The sequence below is a fragment of the Rhizobium sp. R86522 genome (assembly GCF_042466255.1).
Taxonomy (GTDB): domain Bacteria; phylum Pseudomonadota; class Alphaproteobacteria; order Rhizobiales; family Rhizobiaceae; genus Allorhizobium.
This window is the reverse complement of sequence record NZ_JAXHBX010000001.1, coordinates 1,195,828-1,217,027: the sequence shown is the minus strand read 5'-3', so window position 1 is coordinate 1,217,027 and position 21,200 is coordinate 1,195,828. Positions and strand designations below refer to the sequence as shown.

The window sequence follows — 21,200 nt, the reverse complement described above, 5'->3', positions numbered from 1 at the left end:
TAAAGCCTAAAGCCTAAAGCCTGCCGAAATCCGTGAGCAACACGGCGCAAGGAATAAAACCAGAACGCCGTCACTGGCCTTTCCGACCCGAATCACTACATTGAGCCGCATGAGTAACGGTTTCGACGACATTCCCTTCTTCGACGAAGAACCCGCACCGCGCAAGCCTGCCGCGTCCCCTGCCCCCACTTCTGGCGCTCCTGCTGCCGGTGGGCTTGGCATTGCGGCCCGCGCTATGGCTGCCCGTGATCAAGCTCGTGCGCCCGATTATCTCTCCGGCCTGAACCCGGAACAGCGTGAAGCCGTCGAAACCGTCGATGGTCCGGTACTCGTGCTCGCAGGCGCCGGCACCGGCAAGACCCGCGTGCTCACCACCCGCATTGCCCATATCCTGGCAACCGGCAAGGCCTTCCCGAGCCAGATCCTGGCGGTGACCTTCACCAACAAGGCTGCCCGCGAGATGAAGGAGCGTATCGGCCATCTTGTCGGCGGCGCCGTCGAAGGCATGCCCTGGCTCGGCACCTTCCACTCGATCGGCGTCAAGCTCTTGCGCCGCCACGCTGAACTGGTTGACCTACGCTCCGACTTCACCATCCTGGATACCGATGATGTCGTGCGTCTGATCAAGCAGATCATCCAGGCTGAAGGTTTGGACGACAAGCGTTGGCCGGCCAAGCAATTTGCCCAGATGATCGACGGCTGGAAGAACAAGGGTCTCGACCCAAGCCAGATTCCCGAGGGCGACGCCCGCGCCTTCGCCAACGGCAAGGGCCGCGAGCTCTATATCGCCTATCAGAACCGTCTGAAGACCCTGAATGCCTGCGATTTCGGCGACCTGCTCCTGCATCCGATCCGCATGTTCAAGGCGAACCCTGATGTCCTGAAGGAATACCACCAGCGCTTCAAATACGTGCTGGTCGACGAGTATCAGGACACCAACACCGCCCAGTATATGTGGCTCAGGTTGCTCGCCCAGCGGCCGCCGGGCGTGCCGCAGAACGTCTGCTGCGTCGGTGATGACGACCAGTCGATCTATGGCTGGCGCGGCGCCGAAGTCGACAACATCCTCCGCTTCGAGAAGGATTTCCCCGGCGCCAAGGTCATCAAGCTCGAGCGAAACTACCGTTCGACCGAGCATATCCTCGGTGCCGCCGGTTTTCTGATCGCGCACAATGAGGGCCGCCTCGGCAAGACCCTCTTTACTGACCGCGTCGATCCCAACGACGACAAGGTCGTCGTCCATGCCGCCTGGGATTCTGAAGAGGAAGCCCGCGCCGTCGGTGAAGAGATCGAACAGCTGCAGCGTAACCAGCACCCGCTGAACAACATGGCGATCCTGGTCCGCGCCTCCTTCCAGATGCGCGAATTCGAAGATCGCTTCGTCACGCTGGGTCTCAACTACCGCGTCATCGGCGGCCCGCGCTTTTACGAGCGCCTCGAAATCCGCGACGCGATGGCTTATTTTCGGCTTGTCTGCCAGCCGGCCGACGACCTCGCCTTCGAGCGCATCGTCAATACGCCGAAGCGCGGTCTCGGCGACACCACGGTCCGCAATCTGCACGACTATGCCCGCGCCCGCGACATCCCGATGCTCGCGGCAGCGGCCGACATCATCGAAACCGACGAGCTGAAGCCAAAGGCCCGCAAGGCGCTCTTCGACGTCGTCACCGATTTCCGCCGCTGGCAGACCCTGCTCGAAAACACGCCGCATACCGAACTTGCCGAGCAGATCCTCGACGAGAGCGGCTATACGGCCATGTGGCAGAACGACAAGTCGGCGGAAGCGCCGGGACGTCTGGAAAACCTGAAGGAACTCATCCGCTCGATGGAAGCCTTCGAGAGCCTGCGCGGCTTCCTCGAACATGTTTCGCTGGTCATGGATGCCGAGACCAACGAGAACCTCGACGCCGTGTCGATCATGACGCTGCATTCGGCCAAGGGCCTGGAATTCGAGACCGTCTTCTTGCCCGGCTGGGAAGAAGGCTTGTTTCCCCATCAGCGCGCCCTCGACGAAGGCGGACGCTCAGGCCTCGAGGAAGAGCGCCGGCTCGCTTATGTCGGCATCACTCGCGCCAAGCGCCGTTGCCACATCTGGTTTGTCTCGAACCGCCGCATTCACGGCCTCTGGCAATCCACCCTGCCCTCGCGCTTCCTAGAAGAGCTGCCGCCCGCCCATGTCGAGGTCGCCGAAGCCGAGACCTCCTATGGCGGCTATGGCCGCAACCCCTATGGCCAGTCCCGCTTCGACAAGCAGGAGCCCTTCCAGAACAGCTATTCGACGCCAGGCTGGAAGCGCGCCCAAGCCAACAAGACCGACGCCACACGCGACAACTGGGGCAACCGCTCCGGCCATGCGGTTGAGCGCATCGGCTACGGCGAAAGCGGACCACGCGCAAAGACGATCGATGGCGAGCTCGTCGCCAAGTCCACGACATCGGAACCGTCACGCTTTTCCGTGGGCGACCGCGTTTTTCATATGAAGTTCGGCAACGGCAATATTTCGGCCATCGAAGGCAACAAGCTGACCATAGATTTCGACCGCGCCGGCCAGAAGCGCGTGCTCGACGGTTTCGTCGAGAAGGCCTGAGACGACAGGCACTATTGACGCTTTCGTGCGGATTGCGCAGAAGGCAGTCTGTTCGACCCTGTCATTGGAGACAGCTTTGCAAGTCCTTCCGGAAAGCCGCCTGAACCTCGCCGTCTACCTGATCAACATGGACGGCGCGGAAGATCGCATGGAGGTGATGAACCGCGAGACGGCTGCCGCGGGCATCGTCGCGGAGCGTGTCCCGGCGGTGATCGGGCGCAACCTCAACTTCCCGATTCCGGAATTCTCCGAACTCTCCTACAAGCTGCTGCATGGCCGTCGCCTGAAACACGGCGAGGTCGGCTGCTATCTGAGCCATGTCGATTGCGCACGCCGCTTTCTCGCCTCCGACGCGGATCTTTGCCTCATCCTCGAAGACGACGTGACATTCGAGCCGGACTTTCTCGAAACGATCGATGCTGCAGCGAAGAATGCCGACGCCTGGGACATTTTGCGCCTCACCACAGTCAGCAGCGGCCGGAAATTCCCCTATCGCAAGCTGACGGACCGTCGCTCGCTGGCAATTGCCCTCACCCGTGAGAAGGGCTCGGGCGCCTACATGATCAACCGCAAGGCCGCCCGCTGGATTGCGGAGAAACTGGTGCCGATGCGCCTTGCGTATGACATCGCCTTCGATCTCGAATATCTATCAGGTCTGAAGGGCGCCTTCGTCAGCCCATTGGTGGCGAGCCAGGATTCCGATTTCGAATCGCAGATCCAGGGCAATATAAACGCCCACAAGCTGCCGCGCTGGCGTTATCTCACGGTTCTGCCCTACCGGGCCTATCTGGAGCTGAGCCGGGTTCTGGCGCGCGGCGGACTGCTGCTCTGGCAGAAGCTGGTCAACCGGAACGGCTGACGCTGCAAATGCTCACTTGCTGGCGGTAACTTCTTCCGCGGCGAAGGCCAATTGCCAATGACGGCGGCAGAGAGAGGTGTAGGTCTCGTTTCCACCGATCAGCACCTGCGCACCGTCCCGCTGTGCCTTGCCGTCTTCGCCGACGCGAACGACCATGGTCGCCTTGCGGCCGCAATGGCAGATGGAACGGGCCTCGGTGAGTTCGTCGGCAATCGCGAGCAGCGCCTTGGACCCGGGGAAAAGTTCACCGCGGAAATCCGTTCTGAGACCATAGGCCATGACCGGGAGGTCGAGCACATCGACGACCCGCGCAAGCTGCCAGACCTGATCCGTCGTCATGAACTGTGCCTCGTCGATGAAGACGCAGGAGAGCGGTGAAGTCTCGTGATCGGCCTTGATTGCGGCGAAGAGATCTTCTTCCTGACCAAAGGCATCGGCCTCGGCCTTTAACCCGATCCGCGACCCGATGAAGCCCTTGCCCGCGCGATTGTCCAGCGCGCTGATCAGCATCGCCACCCGCATGCCGCGTTCGCGGTAGTTGTACGCAGCCTGCAAAAGAAGCGTCGATTTGCCAGCATTCATGGTGGCATAGATGAAATGAAGTTTGGCCAAGGCTGCGCTGCTCGAACTGGAGTGATGCTGGCGCCGTCATACCGGAGAGATGAGATGGCGGACAAGCACCGGCCAGCGTTGCCAACAGGAAGTATCGCGCCTGACCTCGGGCCACTCAGCCCTGCGCGGCTTCCTCGCGATGCAGCCACATCAGTTCGACCTGGACGGCCGCCTGGAAGTCCATGATTTCGGCCCGCATCTCGTCTTCCGGGCAACCGAGTTCGAGAAGTTCGCTGCCGAGCCGGCGGCATGTCGTCTTCCAGAATTCCGTCGCGGCATAGCCATTCAGGCGGTCGAGTTCGATCGCGGAACGGCGCACCAGATCCCGGCGGCTCGCGAGCGGAAAGAAGGCGATTGTCGTCGGGTTGGACTGGCCGTTCATGGCTTGGCTACTCATGCGAAACATCCTCACGTTACGACATGTGTGTAGAATCACATGGTTAACGTTCCGTTTCGCAGCAAGGCCAGACACGCTGAAGTGTGCCGAAAGTGAACCCGCCCGCGATCGCGAGCGGGTTCAATGCTATTGAACCATGGTCAATCGGGCAGCGTGTAGGCGATGATATAGTCGCCCGGATCCGTGCCCACCGAGCCATGACCACCAGCGACCATCACGACATACTGCTTGCCGTTGTCGAGCGCATAGGTCATCGGGGTCGCCTGGCCACCAGCTGGCAGGCGGATCTCCCAAAGCTGCTCGCCGGTCGTCAGGTCATAGGCACGCAGGTAGTTGTCGACGGCTGCACCGAGGAACACCACGCCGCCCTTGGTGATCATCGGACCACCAATACCGGGCACCCCGACCTTAAAGGGCAGCGGCAGCGGCGTCATGTCGTAAATCGTACCATTGCGCTTCTGATAGGCGATATCGCCCGACCGCAAGTCGACGCCGGCAATGGTGCCCCACGGCGGCGCCTGGCATGGAATGCCGAGCGGCGACAGGAACGGCCCCATGACGACGCCGTAAGGTGCGCCCTCGTTGCGATTCAGTCCCTGCTCGGACCCTGTTGCGCCTTCTTCCTTCGGCGGAATGTCGGAACGCGGAACCAGCTTCGATGTAAAGGCGAGATAGGTCGGCATGCCGAACATCACCTGGCGCTCCGGATCGACGGCGACCGAACCCCAGTTGAAGGTGCCGAAATTGCCGGGATAGACGAGTGTCCCTTCCAGCGAAGGCGGCGTGTACTGACCCTCGTATTTCAGCTGATGAAACTGGATGCGGCACATCATCTGGTCGATGATCGTCAGGCCCCACATGTTGCTTTCAGTGAGTGTCGGCGGACGGAAGGTCAGATCCGAGATCGGTTGGGTCGGCGCTGTGAAGTCTTCGGGGATCGCACCACCCGGTGCAGGGATCTCGCGCACCGGAATGATCGGCTCGCCCGTCCGGCGGTCCAGCACATAGATGTCACCCTGCTTCGTTGGGCCAATCAGCGCGGGTGTCACCGCACCCTCGGCATTCGTCAAATCCAGAAGCACGGGCTGTGCCGGCACGTCCATGTCCCAGAGATCGTGATGCACGGTCTGCCGCACCCAGCGATCCTGTCCGGTATTGACGTCGAGCGCGACGATCGAAGACGAGTATTTCTCGACGCTTTCGCTACGCCCCATACCGAGCTGGTCAGGAACCTGATTGCCCAGCGGGATATAGACGAGGCCGAGTGCTTCATCGACCGAGAAGATCGACCAGCTATTCGGAGAATTCGGCGTGTAGGCCTCGTCGGGGCCGATCGGAGCAGTTTCCGTCGGGTTGCCGCTGTCCCAGTTCCAGACCAGTTCGCCCGTGTTGACATCGAAGGCACGGATCACGCCGGACGGCGACTGCGTCGAGTAGTTATCGTTGACGGCACCCCCAATGATGATCTTGCCAGCAGCGATGACCGGCGGCGACGTCGAGTAGTAGTAACCGGCCGGATTGTAGGGCATGTTCTGCTCGAGACGCAGCGTGCCGCCATTGGCGAAATTCTCGCAGATGGAGCCGGTTCCGGCATCAAGCGCGATCAGACGCGCGTCCGAGGTCGGCAGGTAAACGCGTTCGGCACAAACAGTGCCTTCAACGGCTGTCGGATCGCGGTAGTAGGTGACACCGCGGCAGGTCTGGTGCTGGCGGTCGGGTTCGAGGCCGGCATTCGGATCGAACTTCCACTTTTCCTGCCCAGTCTCGGCATCCACTGCGATCGCCCAATTGTGCGGCGTGCAGAGGTAGAGCGTATCGTCGACCTTGAGCGGAGTGACCTGATAGGTCGTCTCGCCAACATCCTCCGGCAGCTTGACGTCACCCGTCTGATAGGTCCACGCGATCTTCAGATCCTGAACGTTTTCGGTATCGATCTGGGTCAGCGGCGAATAGCGCTGCCCGTAGGGTGTGCGACCATACTGGTGCCAGTCAGCGTCGGGCACGTCACCACCAAGCGCCGGCGCTGCCGCCACCTGTTCGGTCGGAAGCCGACCATCGCGGTCATACGAGTTGGTAAACAGCGAAATGACAGCGACCACCGTCGCAATCAGCACGGGCACGGCGACCGGCAGGAGACCCGCCGCCACACGGCCACGGCGATGGGCCGGCCCCAATTGCCGGCGAACCGCCGGAAGCATCAGCCAGAGGCCGAGAACGACGATCAGTCCACCTCTCGGTCCAAGCTGCCACCAGTCGAGCCCGACTTCGGACAGCGCCCAGACGAGGCTGCCAAGAATGAAAAGGCCGTAAAGCCAGAGAGCCTCGACCCTGCGCAAGACAAGCAGCAAGGCCGTCCCGAGAAAAACAAGGCCGGCGATCAGGAAATAAGGGCTGCCGCCGAGCAGCAAGAGCTGTGCGCCACCGATGCCGAGCACCAGGCCCAGCACGCCGAATATGACAGCGGTGATAGTGAGAAACATACCGGTTCCAATCGTAATGCGAGATGGAAAATTGGCCCTGACCTTTTGAGGTAAAGACAACAATCACCAAGGCCGAACGTGGCAAAAGCGTGATTGTTCCATTTTCTGAAACCTCTCCGGAAACCGTGGAATGCTCTTGATCCCGCCGCTATCGATTGCCATCTTGCGCCGCACAAGAATGGGAGTGCGATCATGACCAAGGCCCTGCTGCTTATCGACATCCAGAACGGTTTTTGCCCGGGCGGCAATCTGCCGGTTGAAGACGGCGACGCAGTCGTGTCCGTGGCAAACCGCCTGATGGCAAACGGCACTTATGATCTGGTCGTTGCCTCGCAGGATTGGCACCCTGCAAACCACGGCAGCTTCGCTTCCCAGCATCCGGGCAAGAAGCCCTTCGACATGGGCGAACTCTCCGGGCAGCCGCAGGTGATGTGGCCGGACCATTGCGTGCAGGGCACGCAGGACGCGGACTTTCACCCCGATCTAGACACAGACCGCATCGATTTCGTCCAGCGCAAGGGCGAGAACCCCGCCGTGGACAGTTATTCCGCCTTCCGCGACAATGACAAAGCCGCACTCACCGGTCTGGCCGACTGGTTGAAGGCGAAGGCTGTGACCGAACTCCACGTCATGGGACTGGCCACAGACTACTGCGTGAAGTTTTCAGCTCTCGATGCCGTGGACATGCTGCCGGGCGTCAAGGTCCGCCTGATCGCCGATGGTTGCCGTGGTATCGATGCGAGGGGCGTGGAGGACGCAATCGAGGCCATGCGCGAGGCGGACGTCGAGATCATCAACAGCAGCCGAATCGGTTTCTGAGGAAGTTTCTGCAAAGGATTCGTGCGATTGCCTTTTTTGACGGCAAGCGCTAGAGCCGAGCCAGTGAGAAGACAGGGAGGACGCCGGTCATGGAAGTCGTCACCACGATCGCCGCTTTGCGACAGAAGCTCGCGCCCCGCCGCCGCGCCGGCCAGACCATCGGCTTCGTGCCGACCATGGGTTATCTGCATCAGGGTCACCTGAGCCTGGTCGGCCGCGCCAAGTCCGAAAACGACGTCACGGTCGTCTCGATCTTCGTCAATCCGCTTCAGTTCGGCAAGAACGAGGATCTGGAGAAGTATCCGCGCGACCTCGCCCGTGACAGCGCCATGCTGGAACAAGCCGGCGTCGACTATCTCTTCGCGCCGGGCGTGGAAGACATGTATCCCGAACCGATGCAGACGGCTGTCGATCTGCCGAAACTCGGCTCGGAGCTCGAAGGCGAGGCTCGTCCGGGCCACTTCGCCGGTGTGGCGACCGTGGTCACCAAGCTCTTCAACATCGTCCAGCCGGATGCCGCCTATTTCGGCGAGAAGGACTACCAGCAGGTCACCATCATCCAGAAGATGGTCGAGGACCTCGCACAACCGGTGCGCGTTGTACCGGTCCCGACTGTGCGCGAATTCGATGGCCTCGCCTGCTCCTCGCGCAACGTCTATCTTTCGCCTGCCGAACGCGCCGCAGCGGTGATCGTGCCGAAGACTCTTGCCGAGGCCGAAAGGCTTCTGCTGACCGGCATTCGCGACGTCGCGACCCTGGAAGCAAAACTCGTCGAGTTTCTGCAGACGGAACCGCTGGCAGAGCCGGAGGTCGTCGCCATCCGCGATCCGCGCACGCTCGAGCGCATCGAGACGGTCAAGGAGACCGCCCTCGTGCTTCTTTACGTGCGCTTCGGCAAGACCAAACTTCTCGATAACCGCATCATCGGCCAAGCGGCCGCCACCGGCATGGAGGCCGCCTGAAAATGAGCACACCACCCCGCCAGAAGCGTTTCACCCCGGCCGACATCACCGCCCTTAAAGGCGTCAGGCCGATCGTGTCGCTGACCGCCTACACGACCCCCATCGCCCGCATCCTCGACCGCCACTGCGACCTGCTGCTCGTCGGAGACAGCCTCGGCATGGTGCTCTACGGCATGGACACGACCGTCGGCGTCACCATGGACATGATGGTCGCCCACGGTCAGGCCGTCATGCGCGGCGTGTCCCGTGCTTGCGTCATCGTCGACCTGCCCTTCGGCTCCTACCAGGAGAGCAAGGAACAGGCCTTCCGCAATGCTGTCCGCCTTATGAAGGAGACCGGCTGCGACGGCGTGAAGCTCGAGGGCGGCGCGGAAATGGCGGAAACCGTCGAATTCCTTGTCAGCCGCGGCGTGCCCGTCTTCGGCCATATCGGCCTGATGCCGCAGCAGGTGAATACGTCGGGTGGCTATCGCTCGAAGGGGCATAGCGAAGTCGAGCAGGACAAGATCCGCCGCGATGCCAAGGCGATCGACGAGGCCGGCGCCTTTGCCATGGTGATCGAAGGCACAGTCGAACCGCTCGCCCGCGAGATCACCACCACTGTGAAGGCAGCAACAATCGGCATCGGCGCCTCGCCGGCCTGCGACGGCCAGATCCTCGTCTCCGATGACATGCTGGGCCTTTTCAACGAGTTCAAGCCGCGTTTCGTCAAGCACTACAGCGAACTTGCCGAGGTGATCGAGAAAGCCGCAAGCGACTACGCGGCTGAGGTCAAGGAGCGCATCTTCCCTGGCCAGGAACACACATTCCAGATCCGGCCGAAGAAGTAGCCAAAATTTCGATGGGTCCCTCAGCTGACCGGAATGGTTTCCGCGACGGTTGCTCTCAGGAGTTAGATGAAGCGCGGTTGGCGCTGGGGAACGCTGACACAGATGTCGCGCAACGCACTCATGTGACAGTCGGGCCAGGACGATGAAGGACTATCGCCCTGACGTGATCTTTGTTGTCAGCGGCGAGGTTTGGCGCGACTTCTGTGCGCTGCGCGAGGCGTGGGGACACCCTCTGACAGTGGGACTGTCCGACGAGTGCATCACCTATATCAGAAGCGCCATCCGAGCCGGAGACACCGCTAAAGCGGCGCATTGGAGAGCCGTTCGGGATCTCGCCACCCAATATGGCCTATCCTGGATCAGCGCGGTCGAAGTGGAAGGAGCGCTGATTCAGGAGGAACCTGAAAACAGTATTTTCAGATATCCGCCGATTTCACAGCGCAAGCGGGTCGTGATTGACGGCCGAAGCCCGGTGTCGATCTGACCACAATCGACAGCCGCGGCGATGAAGCCGGAGCGCGGGCAGTCCGTGAACTTCCTTGAATGCGACTTTTCGACAAGACGCCGGCAGTCACCCAAGGCCAATAGGCAATCATCAATGCCGATGGTCGTTCCATCAGCGGAATTGGTTTGTCGGACAAGCCGACAGCGGCTAGCCAGCAGAGAAACGTGAGAAACTGCGCCATGTCCCGATCAGAGTTCACCGTGGGTGCGTTGAAGGCCCTGCCCGTCATCATATCAGCCGGCCCCTTCGCCGTGCTGTTTGGCGCCGTGGCGGTCGCAAATGGACAGACCGTCGCCGAGGCCGCCCTGATGAGCGCGACGGTTTATGCCGGCGCAAGTCAGTTGGTCGGCATCGAGCTCTTCGGCCAGGCCGTGCCCATGTGGGTCGTGGTCCTGTCGATCCTCGCGGTGAACTTCCGGCACATCCTCTATTCGGCCGCGATCACGCCCTTCATGGATCATTTCACGCTGCCCCAGAAAATGTTGAGCTTCTTCCTGCTCACTGATCCGCAATTCGCCGAAACGCTGGCGCGTGGCGAAAGCGGCCGCGGCGTGTCCTTCCCCTGGTATTTTGGTTTCGGTGCGATGATCTATGTGCCCTGGGTCGCCATGACAGCCGTTGGCGGACTGGTCGGCAAGGCGATGGGCGACCCGGCAGACTGGGGCATCGACGTCCTGCTGCCGATCTACTTCCTCGGCCTGGTGCTCGGATTCCGCAAGCGAGGCAATTTCTTGCTGATCGTGGCGGTCAGCGCGGTGGTCTCCATCATTGCCCAGCATCTGATCGGCTCACCCTGGCACATCAGTGTCGGGGCACTCGCCGGCGTCCTGCTCGCGGCCCTGCTGCCGCTGCCCGAACCTCCGGTCGAGCGCGAGGAGGCGAGCCGATGAGCACACTCTTCACGCCCTACATGACGCTGTTGATCGCAGCCGCCGCCGCTGCGACCTTCGCGACCCGCATTGGCGGCTATATTCTGGTGAAGCGCTTGAAGCACATGCCGCCCCGACTTGAGGCGGCGCTGAACGCGGTTCCGGCAGCGGTTTTGACGACCCTTGTCGCGCCAGCCTTCTTCTATGGCGAGATCGACGTGAAGGTCGCCATGGCGGCGGCCTTCCTGATCGGCTTGCGCTTCGGTGCAATCCCGATGCTGATCGGCGGTTGGGCCGCCGTCATGCTGATGCGTCAGTTCGTCGGCTGACGCTCAGCGCCCAAAGGGCGCCGTTGCCTGTTCCAGCCACTCCCGGGTCGAAGCGTCCCGGATCAACGGCAAGAGCTCTGCGCGCGTCTTGGCATGATAGGCATCCAGCCACTGCAACTCGTCGCGCGTCAGCAGGTCCTCGACGATGAGCGCACGGTCGATCGGCACAAAGGTGAGCGTCTCGAAGCCGAGCATCGGCTGGTCACCACCTTCGATCGCCTCGGCCTCGCGCACATAGATCAGGTTTTCGATGCGGATACCGAAACTGCCGGGACGATAGTAGCCGGGCTCGTTCGACAGGATCATGCCGGGCAGCAGCTCCTGGGTCGAAAGCCGGGCAATCCTCTGCGGCCCCTCATGCACCGAGAGATAGGAACCGACGCCATGGCCCGTGCCATGGGCGAAGTCGGCTCCGGCCTTCCAGAGAGCGATACGCGCCAGGGGATCGAGATCGCAACCACGCGTGCCCTTGGGGAAACGCGCCGTGCTGATCGCGATCATCCCCTTGAGCGCCAGCGTGAAGAAGCGCTTTTGCTCCGCCGGAACCTCGCCGACAGCGAGCGTGCGGGTGATGTCGGTGGTTCCGTTCACATACTGCGCGCCCGAATCGATCAGGAACATCTCGGCCGAACGGATCTGTCGGTCGCTTTCGGTGGTGACACGGTAGTGCATGATGGCGGCGTTCTCGCCGGCACCGGAGATCGTGTCGAAGGAAATGTCCTTGAGCGGGTTCTGCATCCGCTCACCAACCGCTGCGCGCACCGCTTCGAGCTTCTGCGCCGCCGCAATCTCCGTCAGGCTGCCATGCGGCTGTTCGTTGAACCAGTGAAGGAACTCGACCATTGCCACACCGTCCTGCAGGTGTGCAGCCGCCGAGCCGTTGAGCTCAACCATGTTCTTGACCGCCCGACCAAGCTTCGCCGGGTCGTTGCCTTCGACAACTTCACCACCGCTCTCGCGGATCATCCGCGAAAGTGCGTAGGGCGTGAGGTCGGGATCGACCAGAATGCGCGCACCGTCACCCGCCACTCGCTCGATGTGTTCGGCCAGAACCGCCGGATCCACCTGCACGCAGAGATCGCGCAGATAGCTTTCCACTTCGAGATTGGTCTTTGCACTGTCGAGAAAGAGTTCGGCCGAACCGTCTGCCTTGATGATCGCACGCGAAAGCGGATGCGGCGTATGCGGCACGTCACTACCCCGCAGGTTGAAGATCCAGGCCACCGACGAGGGATCGGCAATCAGCACAGCCGCCAGGTTCTTGTCGCGGAGATCGGCGGCAATGGTTTTCAGCTTGTCGGCGGCAGAAACACCGGCCTGGTTCAGCGCCTGGATCATCACCGCGCCCTTGGGCTCGGCCGGACGGTCGGTCCAGAGGCGATCGACGGGATTGAATGGCAGGAACACCAGACTGCCGCCCTTGTCGGCCAACGCCTTCTCCAGCCGGCGGACTTCCGCTCCCGTATGGGTCCAGGGGTCGATGCCGAGGCGGAAACCCTTCGATGCGCGGTTTTCGATCCACTTGTGCGGCGGCTCGCCGACGAGGTCGCCCGGCGTGAACACCGATGCATCGACCTGCTGGGCAAGCTGCGTGACATAGCGGCCGTCGACGAAAACGACGGCGAGCGTTTCGGTTACCATCAACATGCCGGCGGAACCGGTGAAGCCCGTCGCCCAGGCGAGACGCTCGGCGGACTCAGGCACATATTCTCCGAGATACTCATCCGAGCGCGGCACGAGCAGTCCATCGATCTGAAGTTCGGCAAACAGCGCGCGAAGGGCTGCGATCCTGGACTTGCCGTGATGCGGCGTGGACTTGACCTCAAAGGACTGAAACATGGCATGGCTCGCGATGGGTTTCGGATTCTGTCAGGGCTTATAGCAAGGCCGCATCGCCCCCACCACCACCGCCGCACGCTTTCGCAGCATATGCGCGTCAGCAGCTATTGTTATGCCGCAAATTCAGGCAGAGCTTATGCTGCTATGCAGCATTCGCAAGTCTCCCGTGCTCTAGCCCCTCTGACTGAACAAGCGAGAACAGACTATATCAGGGTCATCGAGGACGCGACAAACCAGCGTCCACAACGGAAAAGGAACCGAGAGATGGCCAAGTCTTTCCTGCGCACCGCCCTCAGCAATCTCGTCGAGGCACGCCAGCGCCGTGCCGATCTCTATACGACGGGCGCTCTCCTGTCGCTCGATGACGCATCGCTGGAGGCCATGGGCCTGAAGCGCGAGGAACTGCGCCGTCGTCCGCACCAGCACTCGATCATCTGATCACTTGACGGTCTGAACGGCCGTACAGTCTAGCATCCGCTTGAGCGCTCCTCCCACGCTCGCGGACCTCGGCGCGGCATGATGCCGATGCCAAAAAGGCGGCTCCTTGCGGGCCGCCTTTTTTTTGTATTCTTCGTTGGCTGACGTAAGGTGTCAGCCCTTCCCTTGCGTGAAGTGGATCGTCACCCAGCCATTGCGCCAGATCGTCTTCACATGCGACAGGCCCTGGCCGCTATAGGCCGCAATCACCTTCCAGCGCTGCTCGGCAAGGATACCGGAGAGGATGACGGAGCCACCCGGCGCGAGATGCGCGACCAGCTGCGGTGCCATCTTGATCAGCGGTCTCGCGAGAATGTTGGCAATGACGAGATCGAACGGACCATGCTCGCGAAAAGCCGTCGAGTGAAACCCGGGCGCCGTGCGGAAGTCGATACCCTCGACGATCTGGTTGCGACGCGCGTTCTCCTTGGCGACGCGGACGGCGATCGGATCGATGTCCGTCGCCAGCACCGGCACCGGGAGCAGTTTGCGCACGGCGATTGCCAGCACGCCACTGCCCGTACCTAGGTCTATCGCATTGCGGACCTTGCGGGAGCGAACCACCTTCTCGATGACTTCCAGGCAGCCTGCCGTTGTGCCGTGATGACCCGTCCCGAAGGCCTGGCCAGCGTCGATCTCGATCGCGACATCATGCATCTGCACCTTGTCCCGGTCATGGGAACCATGCACCAGGAAGCGACCGGCGCGCACCGGCTTCAATCCCTCGAGCGATTTGGCGATCCAGTCGATGTCCGGGATAACCTCCCGCACGATCGTCGCATCGGAGAATTCCTCGGCGAGCAGGTCCTCGACACGTGGCCTGACCTCGTCTTCCTGGTCCGCCATCATATAGATGGACGCTTCCCAGACATCCGCCTTCTCATCGACCTCGGTGGTCGCGATCGCGAAATCCTCTTCGCCGAAAGCAAAGCTCATCAGATCGAGGATCCGATTGGCGTTCTTTTCGGTGGTGCTCACATAGAGGCGAATTTCGCTCACGGTCGTCTTCCTCGAAGGTCTGGGCGGTCAGGCGTTGCGGTACAACGCAAATGACGCCATGGCAACCTCCGGCGAAGCGGCTGAGATCAGCCCTTCATCAGGTTTTCGAGCTTCTTGACGGCCGTATCCGGGTTTTCGCCATAGGCGATCGTGCCCTTGAAGCGTCCCTCGGCATCGAGCAGGAAAATCGAAGCAGTATGATCCATCGTGTAGTCACCATCGGGCTGTGCCTCATCGAGCGGGACCTTCTTCGCGTAGACCCGGAACCCCCTGACGACCTCTGCGACCTTGTCGGGTTCCCCAGCAATCGCCTTCACCCGATCCGTGACGTTGGAGACATAACGGCCGAGGATCTCCGGTGTATCCCGCTCGGGATCAACAGTCACGAAATAGGCCTGCAGACCCTTGGCGTCGGGATCGACCTGCTTCAACCAGCCATCCAGCTCGAAAAGCGTTGTCGGGCAGACTTCCGGGCAATGGGTGAAGCCGAAGAAAAGCGCCGTCGGCTTGCCGCGGAACGCCTGTTCGGTGATCGGCTGGCCGTTCTGGTCGACGAGCTCAAACGGCACGCCGAAGGGCGCCTCCGCTGTCTTCTGATCCGACTGCGTGACCGAGTAGGTCAGCCAGCCGAGAACACCCGCCATGACGACCACCGCCGCCCACAAGATGACCCTGACCGTTTTCATGATGGCATTCCCTTGAAATCGAACTTCTCGCCCAGCCGGATAAGCCTCCCGGCGAAAGAAGGCAATTCAACTCGCTGTAAATGCTGGAACGAGCGCTGATTTGTCACGGACCACGATGGCTAGAAGCAATAGGCCAGACCGGATTCGATCAAGCTTAGGAAGATGTCCGAGCCATAGTGCAGCCAGCCCAGGAAGACAGTCACAGTGAACAACGTCCCTGCAAGCATGAGGGCGGTCAGAGGCAACCATTTCTGTGAGCGCGCGAAATCGGACATGACGCTATGATAGCGCAGTTCGTTCAGGATGAAACGCGAGAATTTGAACTCCGGGCCTTGCGATTTGACGGATATCAAGGAACACACGTGGTAGTTTCTGACAGATTGTCGCAGCACCGCATGTCTTGGGAGGGACGCATGGAACAGCAGGCACTCGATCGGGGCTCTCTGCCGAAGCTGCAGATCAACCGGCTGCGCATGAACGATATCCGTGCCGCCTTTTCCGACGGGTGGAGTGACTTTCGCACCTATCCCGCCTACGGCCTGTTCTTTGGTGCAATCTATGCGGCAGGCGGCATCTTCATCGCCGTGATGCTTACTTATTACCACCTGCCATGGATGATCATTCCGGTCGCGATCGGCTTCCCGCTGATCGGACCGTTCATTGCCGTTGGTCTCTACGAGATCAGCCGCCGGCACAGGCTTGGCGAACCCGTCAGTTGGAAGGCGATCCTCGCTGAAGTCTTTCGCCAACGCGAGCGGCAACTGTCCTGGATGGCCTTCGTCGTGCTCTTCATCTTCTGGATCTGGATCTACCAGGTTCGTCTTTTGATGGCGCTGTTCCTCGGCTTCCGTGTTCCCGCAACCCTCGACGCATTCGTCAATGTCGTGCTCACCACCCCGGAAGGTCTGCTCTTCCTCGCCGTGGGCACTGTGGTTGGAGCAGTCCTTGCAATGATCCTCTTCAGCGCCACGGTCATCTCGATGCCGCTGCTTCTCGATCACGATGTGGATTTCGTCACCGCCATGCTGACCAGCATGCGCACGGTGATCGAGAACGCAGCCCCCATGCTCGTCTTCGGACTGATCATTGCCGCCTTGGCCATACTCGCCATGGCGCCGCTTTTTCTCGGGTTGCTGGTCGTCTTGCCGGTCGCAGGACACGCGACATGGCACCTTTATCGTCGCGCAATCACAGCCACCTAACTCGCGAGACACAAAGAATTCGACCGCTGGCTGCATTATTAGTTCCTGATTAACTAATATTAGAGATTCTGCATCGGCGTTTTGGCTCAAATGAGCCAAGCGGACATGATCGTCCGCCGGGATACTCCTCTCCGGATTGCGCATGACACGTCACCGGCGTGCAGGGGCAGTCGGGACAAGGGCTGGGGAGTTTCATGGTCAATCTCATCACGGGTAAAGACCTGTCCGTCAAACAGCGCCTTATGACGCTGGGCGCCGCGGCAGTGCTGGGCATCGGCTCTATGCTGGCAGTCGGTTGGTACCAGAACGCACGCATATCGACCGCAATCCACGACTCAATCGAGATCAAGAATGAAGTCGAGCGCATCAACGAGATGCGCCTGGCCAATGCCAACATGGTGCTGGCGGCCATGGACACGATCATCGACAGCGGGGAAGGAAGCATCCAGCCGGAGCGTGTCGAGATCATCAACGCCGCTGTCGCGCTCCTTCGGGATGGTGCGTCCGTCCTTGCTTCTGTCGCTGCAGAAGCCGGTTCGCCGGGGGAAGTGGCGAGCTACGAAGCCGACCTGAATGCCGTCGCGCAAGCCATCCAGGTCGACCTGAAACGCATGGTCGAGACCGGCGCGCCGGAAGAAGAATACGCCGCCATCGACGATGCGATCGACGGTGCGGGCGAGCGTCTGGGCAACGTGCTCAACAACCTCTCGGCCCTCGGTGGCAATCTGGTCGAGGACTATGTCAACGAGGCGACACGCCGAAGCAATCAGGCGCTGACCTTCCAGCTTGGGCTGGGCAGCATCGCCTTCTTCTCGGTCATCGCACTCCAGCTCATTCACGGCAACTCGATTGCCAACGGCATCCGGCTCGTTCGCACGAGCATGCAACGCATCACGGATGGCGACTACCAGACGGAAGTCGCCGGGACTGACCGGCATGACGAAATCGGCGGCATGGCCCGTTCGGCCGATATCTTCCGCAAGGCGGCTATCGAAAAGCATGACCTGGAGGAAGCAAGCCTTTCCCAGCGGCGGCAGAACGAGGCTGAGCGCGAGAGCCGCACGGCAACCATGGAAGCCGATACACGCGCCCTCAAGCTCGCGGTCGACGCGCTCGGCGAAGGACTGACCCGCCTGTCTCAGGGTGATCTCTGCGCAACCATCGCCGGCCCCTTCCCGCAGGATCTCGAGCGGCTCAGGATCGATTTCAACGAAGTGGCCATCAACCTCAAGCGGGTCATGACCGAGATCGCGACCAACAGCAGCTCGATTCGCGCCAACGGCCAGCAGATGAAGAGCGCCGCAGACGATCTTGCGCGTCGCACCGAGCAGCAGGCCGCCTCGCTCGAGGAAACGTCCGCCGCCCTCTCCGAGATCACCGAAACCGTCAAGAGCGCAACCGACCGGGCCGAAGAAGCCAGCCATATGGTCGACAATGCGAAGGACTACGCCGAGAAATCCGGCGCAGTCGTCAATGACGCCATGTCCGCGATGAACCGCATCGAGGATGCGACCGACGAAATCGGCAAGATCATCAACGTCATCGATGAGATCGCCTTCCAGACCAACCTTCTCGCTCTGAACGCGGGCGTCGAGGCGGCCCGTGCCGGCGACGCCGGCAAGGGCTTCGCCGTCGTGGCGCAGGAAGTCCGGGCATTGGCCGGACGCGCTGCCGATGCGGCGCGCGACATCAAGACCCTGGTCACCCGTTCCAACGACGAAGTGCGCTCCGGGGTGGAGCTGGTGACGGCGACCGGACAGGCGCTGCACCGGATTGGCGAAGATGTTTTACGAATTAACGAGCACGTTAAGGCAATCGTTACCAGCGCGAGAGAACAATCAGTTGGACTGAGCGAGATCAATTCGGCCGTCAGCCAGATGGACCAGGTCACGCAACAGAATGCCGCGATGGTGGAGCAGACCAATGCGGCGAGCCACACGCTGGCAAGTGACGCGGAAAACCTTTCGCGACTTGTCGGACAGTTCAAGGTGAACTTGGGCGAGGCTGCTCATGACCAATATCAGGAGGCTGCGCGCGCCGCCTCCCCTCAGAGACCGTCTCCCGCACGGGCGCTGATGAACAAGGTTGCGGGATCGTTCAACCGTACCGCCACGGCAACAGCCTCTGCTGCCGCAGCACAGGAACACTGGGAAGAGTTCTGAACATGAGTAATGCCATCAAACAGTCGGGCGCCTATCTGGAAATCGTATCCTTCCACCTCGGCGATCAGGAATTCTGCATCGACATCATGGCCATCCGCGAAATCCGCGGCTGGGCACCGGTCACCCCGATGCCGCATACCCCCCCTTACGTTCTCGGCCTGATCAACCTGCGCGGCGCCGTCATCCCGGTCATCGACATGGCCTGCCGTCTCGGCATGAAGATGACCGAACCGTCGGAACGCGCAGCGATCATCGTCACCGACATCGCCGGCAAGCTGGTCGGTCTCTTGGTCGAACAGGTCTCGGACATGATGACGATCAAGAGTGAAGACCTGCAGCCGGCACCGGAAATCATCCCGGAAGCCCAGCGCGCCTTCTGCCGCGGCATCGTCGCACTTGAGAAGTCGATGGTCTGCTTCCTCAATCTCGACACCGTCATCGCCGACGAGCTCGCTCAGGCCGCCTGATCAGATCTTATTTCTTCCCAGGAAGGAGCCTCGACATTGTCGGGGCTCGTTCCCGTTTGCGCAGCAGACAGGCCCGGTGGATATCCGCCTGGGCGAGCGGGACTACAAGTTATAGTCAACACTTATTTTACCAAATACGGAACCGTCGCGGCATTTTGACGTTTCTCCATGACTTCCAACGAAGCGGAAGTTTCTGAAAAGAAACCAAGGAGAAACATCATGAATAATGCAGTAAAGCTCGCGCTCGCCGGTGCTATGTCTATCGCCTCTGTCTCGGGCGTTGCTCTCGCGCAGACCGCTACACCGATGGTCGACACGACGACCACCACCAATTCCACGACGATGGCTGAAGGCGTGAACATCGTTTACCTTGACAGCCTGAACAATGATCAGAACCGTCAGCAGCATACGCGCCTCGAAGCCATGGTCAACGACCAGAGCGCCCTGTCTGAAGCGCAGGCTGAAGCAAGCGCTGATGCGGCTATCATGGCAGCTCTGCAGGAAAAGAGCATCGAAACCATGAACGTCATCGACGTCGAGACGGCCGCAAACGGTGGCAAGGTCGTCTACGTTAAGTAAGCTCGCTTACGTAACGTTCAATAACGCCCTGGATCCGCAAGGCTCCAGGGCGTCTTTGTGTGGAGAGTTGAACAGGATGCTCTCCGTCCGGCTGCGAAATTGGGGGTGACGCGGAGCCGGTTCAAAATGCATGACCCACTGTATCGCCCCATTGAAGTGACAGATGTCACACCGGGCATGCCGATCCCGATTCCCCCCAAAACTGGTCTGTCAGTTCGGCTTGCCCGATGTCCAGACGACCGTCTGATTGAACAGCGGCACGGTCGAGATCGCCATCTTGGCCGAGCCTTCTACAACCTGTCGCGAATGGGCAAGATAGATCAGCGTATCGTTCTTCTTGTCGTAGATGCGATTGACGACGAGCGACTTCCAGATGATCGAGAGCCCTTCCCGGAAGACCTCTTCGCCATCCTCCGAAAGATCGATATCGCCGATTTCGATCGGTCCCGTCTGGCGGCAGGCAATCGAGTTGTTCGAGGGATCCTCGAACCAGTTGCCTTTGGACAGCCGATCTATAATCGAGCGATCGAAATAGGTGACGTGGCAGGTAACGCCCTTCACTTCGGGATCGGTCATCGCTTCGATGACGATGTCATTGCCGACCCAGTCCACGCCGACCTTGCCGACGACTTCGGACGATGCGGGGATCGCCGTCGAGGCGAGAATGGCGGCAGCGGCGGCGGCTTTGCGAATCGACATGGACTTCACTCCTTCGTGATATCCCTGAAGATAGGATGCCCGGTCACGCTTGCAAGGCGAGCGATTTCTTCTTCGGCTTGCGGGCAAAGGAGCAGGCATCATAGCCCTGCCGGTGCAGACGCCCCGGATTGAGCCCGAGCTTCACAGCGAGATCGAAGAGGTCTTCGACCTCGGCCTCCAAAGCCATGGCAAGGCAGGCTTCGGCGCAGATGCGCGCATCTTCGGCGGCATTGTGGTGCAGGAAGCTGAAGCCGAGATGCGCGGCCAGCACGTTCAGCCGGTGCGATCCGAGCGAGGGCCAGTGGCGCTGGGCGAGCTTGACGCTGCAGAGATAGGACAGCTCCGGATACTCCAGTCCCGAAAAATCGAGGCAGGCCCTCAGCACCGAAAAATCGAAGGAGGCATTGTGGGCGATCATGCGCGCGCCCTCGAAGTCACCGGCGAACTCTGCCATCACATCGGGAAACTCGGGCGCATTGGCCGTATGTTCGGGACGGATGCCGTGAATGGCGACGTTGAAGGGCGAGTAGCGGTTCTCCGGCGGCCGGATCAGGCGCTCCTCGACGCGCACGACACGGCCATTCTCGATGAAGGCGAGGCCGATGGAGCAGGCACTGGCACGCGCCTCGGTCGCGGTCTCGAAGTCGATGGCAATCGTCTTGCCGGAGAATTGGGAGGTGGACATTCGAAAGCCTTAAAACCTCAAGCGGATTCGGACAAGGGTCCGGGCGTCGCTCTTGACCGACGCCTACGCCCTCTCCATCATCTGCCTATGGCTAAAACTTACTCGATCACCTCTATGACCCTTCATGTGATCCCCCTTTGCAAGGGTGTGCGGGTC

General features: G+C 61.0%; 21 protein-coding genes. 13 read left to right on the top strand and 8 right to left on the bottom strand.

What is annotated here, in order from left to right; genetic code table 11:
• The first annotated feature begins 109 nt into the window (after positions 1–109).
• Complete coding sequence (locus tag SJY08_RS05760) at positions 110–2,587, top strand: ATP-dependent helicase (protein WP_377274977.1); 2,478 nt, start codon at positions 110–112, stop codon at positions 2,585–2,587.
• 76 nt (positions 2,588–2,663) lie between these two features.
• Positions 2,664–3,446: a glycosyltransferase family 25 protein gene (locus tag SJY08_RS05755; protein WP_069041144.1), complete on the top strand. Its 783-nt coding sequence runs from the start codon at positions 2,664–2,666 to the stop codon at positions 3,444–3,446.
• Between the two features lie 12 nt (positions 3,447–3,458).
• On the opposite strand, the gene SJY08_RS05750 is transcribed toward SJY08_RS05755, so the two are convergent.
• From SJY08_RS05750 to SJY08_RS05740, 3 genes are all read right to left on the bottom strand, one after another.
• Complete coding sequence (locus SJY08_RS05750; protein ID WP_054151712.1) at positions 3,459–4,058, bottom strand: thymidine kinase; 600 nt, start codon at positions 4,056–4,058, stop codon at positions 3,459–3,461.
• A gap of 115 nt (positions 4,059–4,173) precedes the next feature.
• The gene (locus SJY08_RS05745) at positions 4,174–4,455 is read right to left on the bottom strand and encodes a DUF6074 family protein (protein WP_153762385.1); all 282 of its coding nucleotides are present in this window, start codon (positions 4,453–4,455) and stop codon (positions 4,174–4,176) included.
• 140 nt (positions 4,456–4,595) lie between these two features.
• Positions 4,596–6,935 carry a glucose/quinate/shikimate family membrane-bound PQQ-dependent dehydrogenase gene (locus SJY08_RS05740; RefSeq protein WP_377274976.1) on the bottom strand — a complete coding sequence of 780 codons (2,340 nt, stop codon included), beginning with the start codon at positions 6,933–6,935 and terminating at the stop codon, positions 4,596–4,598.
• A gap of 192 nt (positions 6,936–7,127) precedes the next feature.
• Here SJY08_RS05740 and pncA point away from each other — a divergent pair, with 192 nt between their 5' ends.
• The 6 genes from pncA to SJY08_RS05710 all read left to right on the top strand — a co-directional run bounded on the left by pncA (position 7,128) and on the right by SJY08_RS05710 (position 11,249).
• Positions 7,128–7,754 carry a bifunctional nicotinamidase/pyrazinamidase gene (gene pncA, locus SJY08_RS05735; RefSeq protein WP_377274975.1) on the top strand — a complete coding sequence of 209 codons (627 nt, stop codon included), beginning with the start codon at positions 7,128–7,130 and terminating at the stop codon, positions 7,752–7,754.
• Positions 7,755–7,843: 89 nt separating this feature from the next.
• Positions 7,844–8,716 (top strand): pantoate--beta-alanine ligase, encoded by an 873-nt coding sequence (panC, locus tag SJY08_RS05730; RefSeq protein WP_377274974.1) that lies wholly within the window; start codon positions 7,844–7,846, stop codon positions 8,714–8,716.
• Positions 8,717–8,718: 2 nt separating this feature from the next.
• The gene (gene panB / locus SJY08_RS05725; protein ID WP_054151707.1) at positions 8,719–9,546 is read left to right on the top strand and encodes a 3-methyl-2-oxobutanoate hydroxymethyltransferase; all 828 of its coding nucleotides are present in this window, start codon (positions 8,719–8,721) and stop codon (positions 9,544–9,546) included.
• Between the two features lie 142 nt (positions 9,547–9,688).
• Entirely contained in the window at positions 9,689–10,030 is a 342-nt protein-coding gene (locus SJY08_RS05720; RefSeq protein WP_054151706.1) for a hypothetical protein, read from the top strand.
• A gap of 200 nt (positions 10,031–10,230) precedes the next feature.
• Positions 10,231–10,941 carry an AzlC family ABC transporter permease gene (locus SJY08_RS05715; protein WP_377274973.1) on the top strand — a complete coding sequence of 237 codons (711 nt, stop codon included), beginning with the start codon at positions 10,231–10,233 and terminating at the stop codon, positions 10,939–10,941.
• Entirely contained in the window at positions 10,938–11,249 is a 312-nt protein-coding gene (locus SJY08_RS05710; RefSeq protein WP_054151704.1) for an AzlD family protein, read from the top strand. Before SJY08_RS05715 ends, SJY08_RS05710 begins: the two co-directional genes overlap by 4 nt.
• 3 nt (positions 11,250–11,252) lie before the next feature.
• On the opposite strand, the gene SJY08_RS05705 is transcribed toward SJY08_RS05710, so the two are convergent.
• The gene (locus SJY08_RS05705) at positions 11,253–13,088 is read right to left on the bottom strand and encodes an aminopeptidase P family protein (protein WP_300888463.1); all 1,836 of its coding nucleotides are present in this window, start codon (positions 13,086–13,088) and stop codon (positions 11,253–11,255) included.
• Positions 13,089–13,352: 264 nt separating this feature from the next.
• On the opposite strand from SJY08_RS05705, the gene SJY08_RS05700 reads away from it, so the two are divergent.
• A complete protein-coding gene (locus SJY08_RS05700; RefSeq protein WP_054151702.1) occupies positions 13,353–13,526 on the top strand; it encodes a hypothetical protein in 174 nt (57 codons plus the stop codon).
• 153 nt (positions 13,527–13,679) lie between these two features.
• Here the strand turns inward: SJY08_RS05700 and SJY08_RS05695 are convergent, their stop codons facing one another.
• Both SJY08_RS05695 and SJY08_RS05690 read right to left on the bottom strand, forming a co-directional pair.
• Positions 13,680–14,564, bottom strand: a complete 885-nt coding sequence (locus SJY08_RS05695; protein WP_377274972.1) for a 50S ribosomal protein L11 methyltransferase — start codon at positions 14,562–14,564, stop codon at positions 13,680–13,682.
• 86 nt (positions 14,565–14,650) lie between these two features.
• Complete coding sequence (locus tag SJY08_RS05690; protein ID WP_069041137.1) at positions 14,651–15,250, bottom strand: SCO family protein; 600 nt, start codon at positions 15,248–15,250, stop codon at positions 14,651–14,653.
• Positions 15,251–15,663: 413 nt separating this feature from the next.
• Here SJY08_RS05690 and SJY08_RS05685 point away from each other — a divergent pair, with 413 nt between their 5' ends.
• From SJY08_RS05685 to SJY08_RS05670, 4 genes are all read left to right on the top strand, one after another.
• Positions 15,664–16,452 carry a DUF2189 domain-containing protein gene (locus tag SJY08_RS05685; protein WP_069041135.1) on the top strand — a complete coding sequence of 263 codons (789 nt, stop codon included), beginning with the start codon at positions 15,664–15,666 and terminating at the stop codon, positions 16,450–16,452.
• A 194-nt stretch (positions 16,453–16,646) separates the two neighbouring features.
• Positions 16,647–18,614 carry a methyl-accepting chemotaxis protein gene (locus SJY08_RS05680; RefSeq protein WP_377274971.1) on the top strand — a complete coding sequence of 656 codons (1,968 nt, stop codon included), beginning with the start codon at positions 16,647–16,649 and terminating at the stop codon, positions 18,612–18,614.
• A 2-nt stretch (positions 18,615–18,616) separates the two neighbouring features.
• Positions 18,617–19,081, top strand: coding sequence for a chemotaxis protein CheW (locus tag SJY08_RS05675; protein ID WP_006725961.1), 465 nt, complete (start codon positions 18,617–18,619; stop codon positions 19,079–19,081).
• Positions 19,082–19,300: 219 nt separating this feature from the next.
• On the top strand, positions 19,301–19,660 hold the full coding sequence (locus tag SJY08_RS05670; protein ID WP_377274970.1) for a hypothetical protein: 360 nt from the start codon (positions 19,301–19,303) through the stop codon (positions 19,658–19,660).
• A 210-nt stretch (positions 19,661–19,870) separates the two neighbouring features.
• Here the strand turns inward: SJY08_RS05670 and SJY08_RS05665 are convergent, their stop codons facing one another.
• Both SJY08_RS05665 and SJY08_RS05660 read right to left on the bottom strand, forming a co-directional pair.
• Positions 19,871–20,359, bottom strand: a complete 489-nt coding sequence (locus tag SJY08_RS05665) for a CreA family protein (protein ID WP_054151695.1) — start codon at positions 20,357–20,359, stop codon at positions 19,871–19,873.
• A 43-nt stretch (positions 20,360–20,402) separates the two neighbouring features.
• The gene (locus tag SJY08_RS05660) at positions 20,403–21,044 is read right to left on the bottom strand and encodes a 3'-5' exonuclease (RefSeq protein WP_377274969.1); all 642 of its coding nucleotides are present in this window, start codon (positions 21,042–21,044) and stop codon (positions 20,403–20,405) included.
• Positions 21,045–21,200 lie beyond the last annotated feature (156 nt).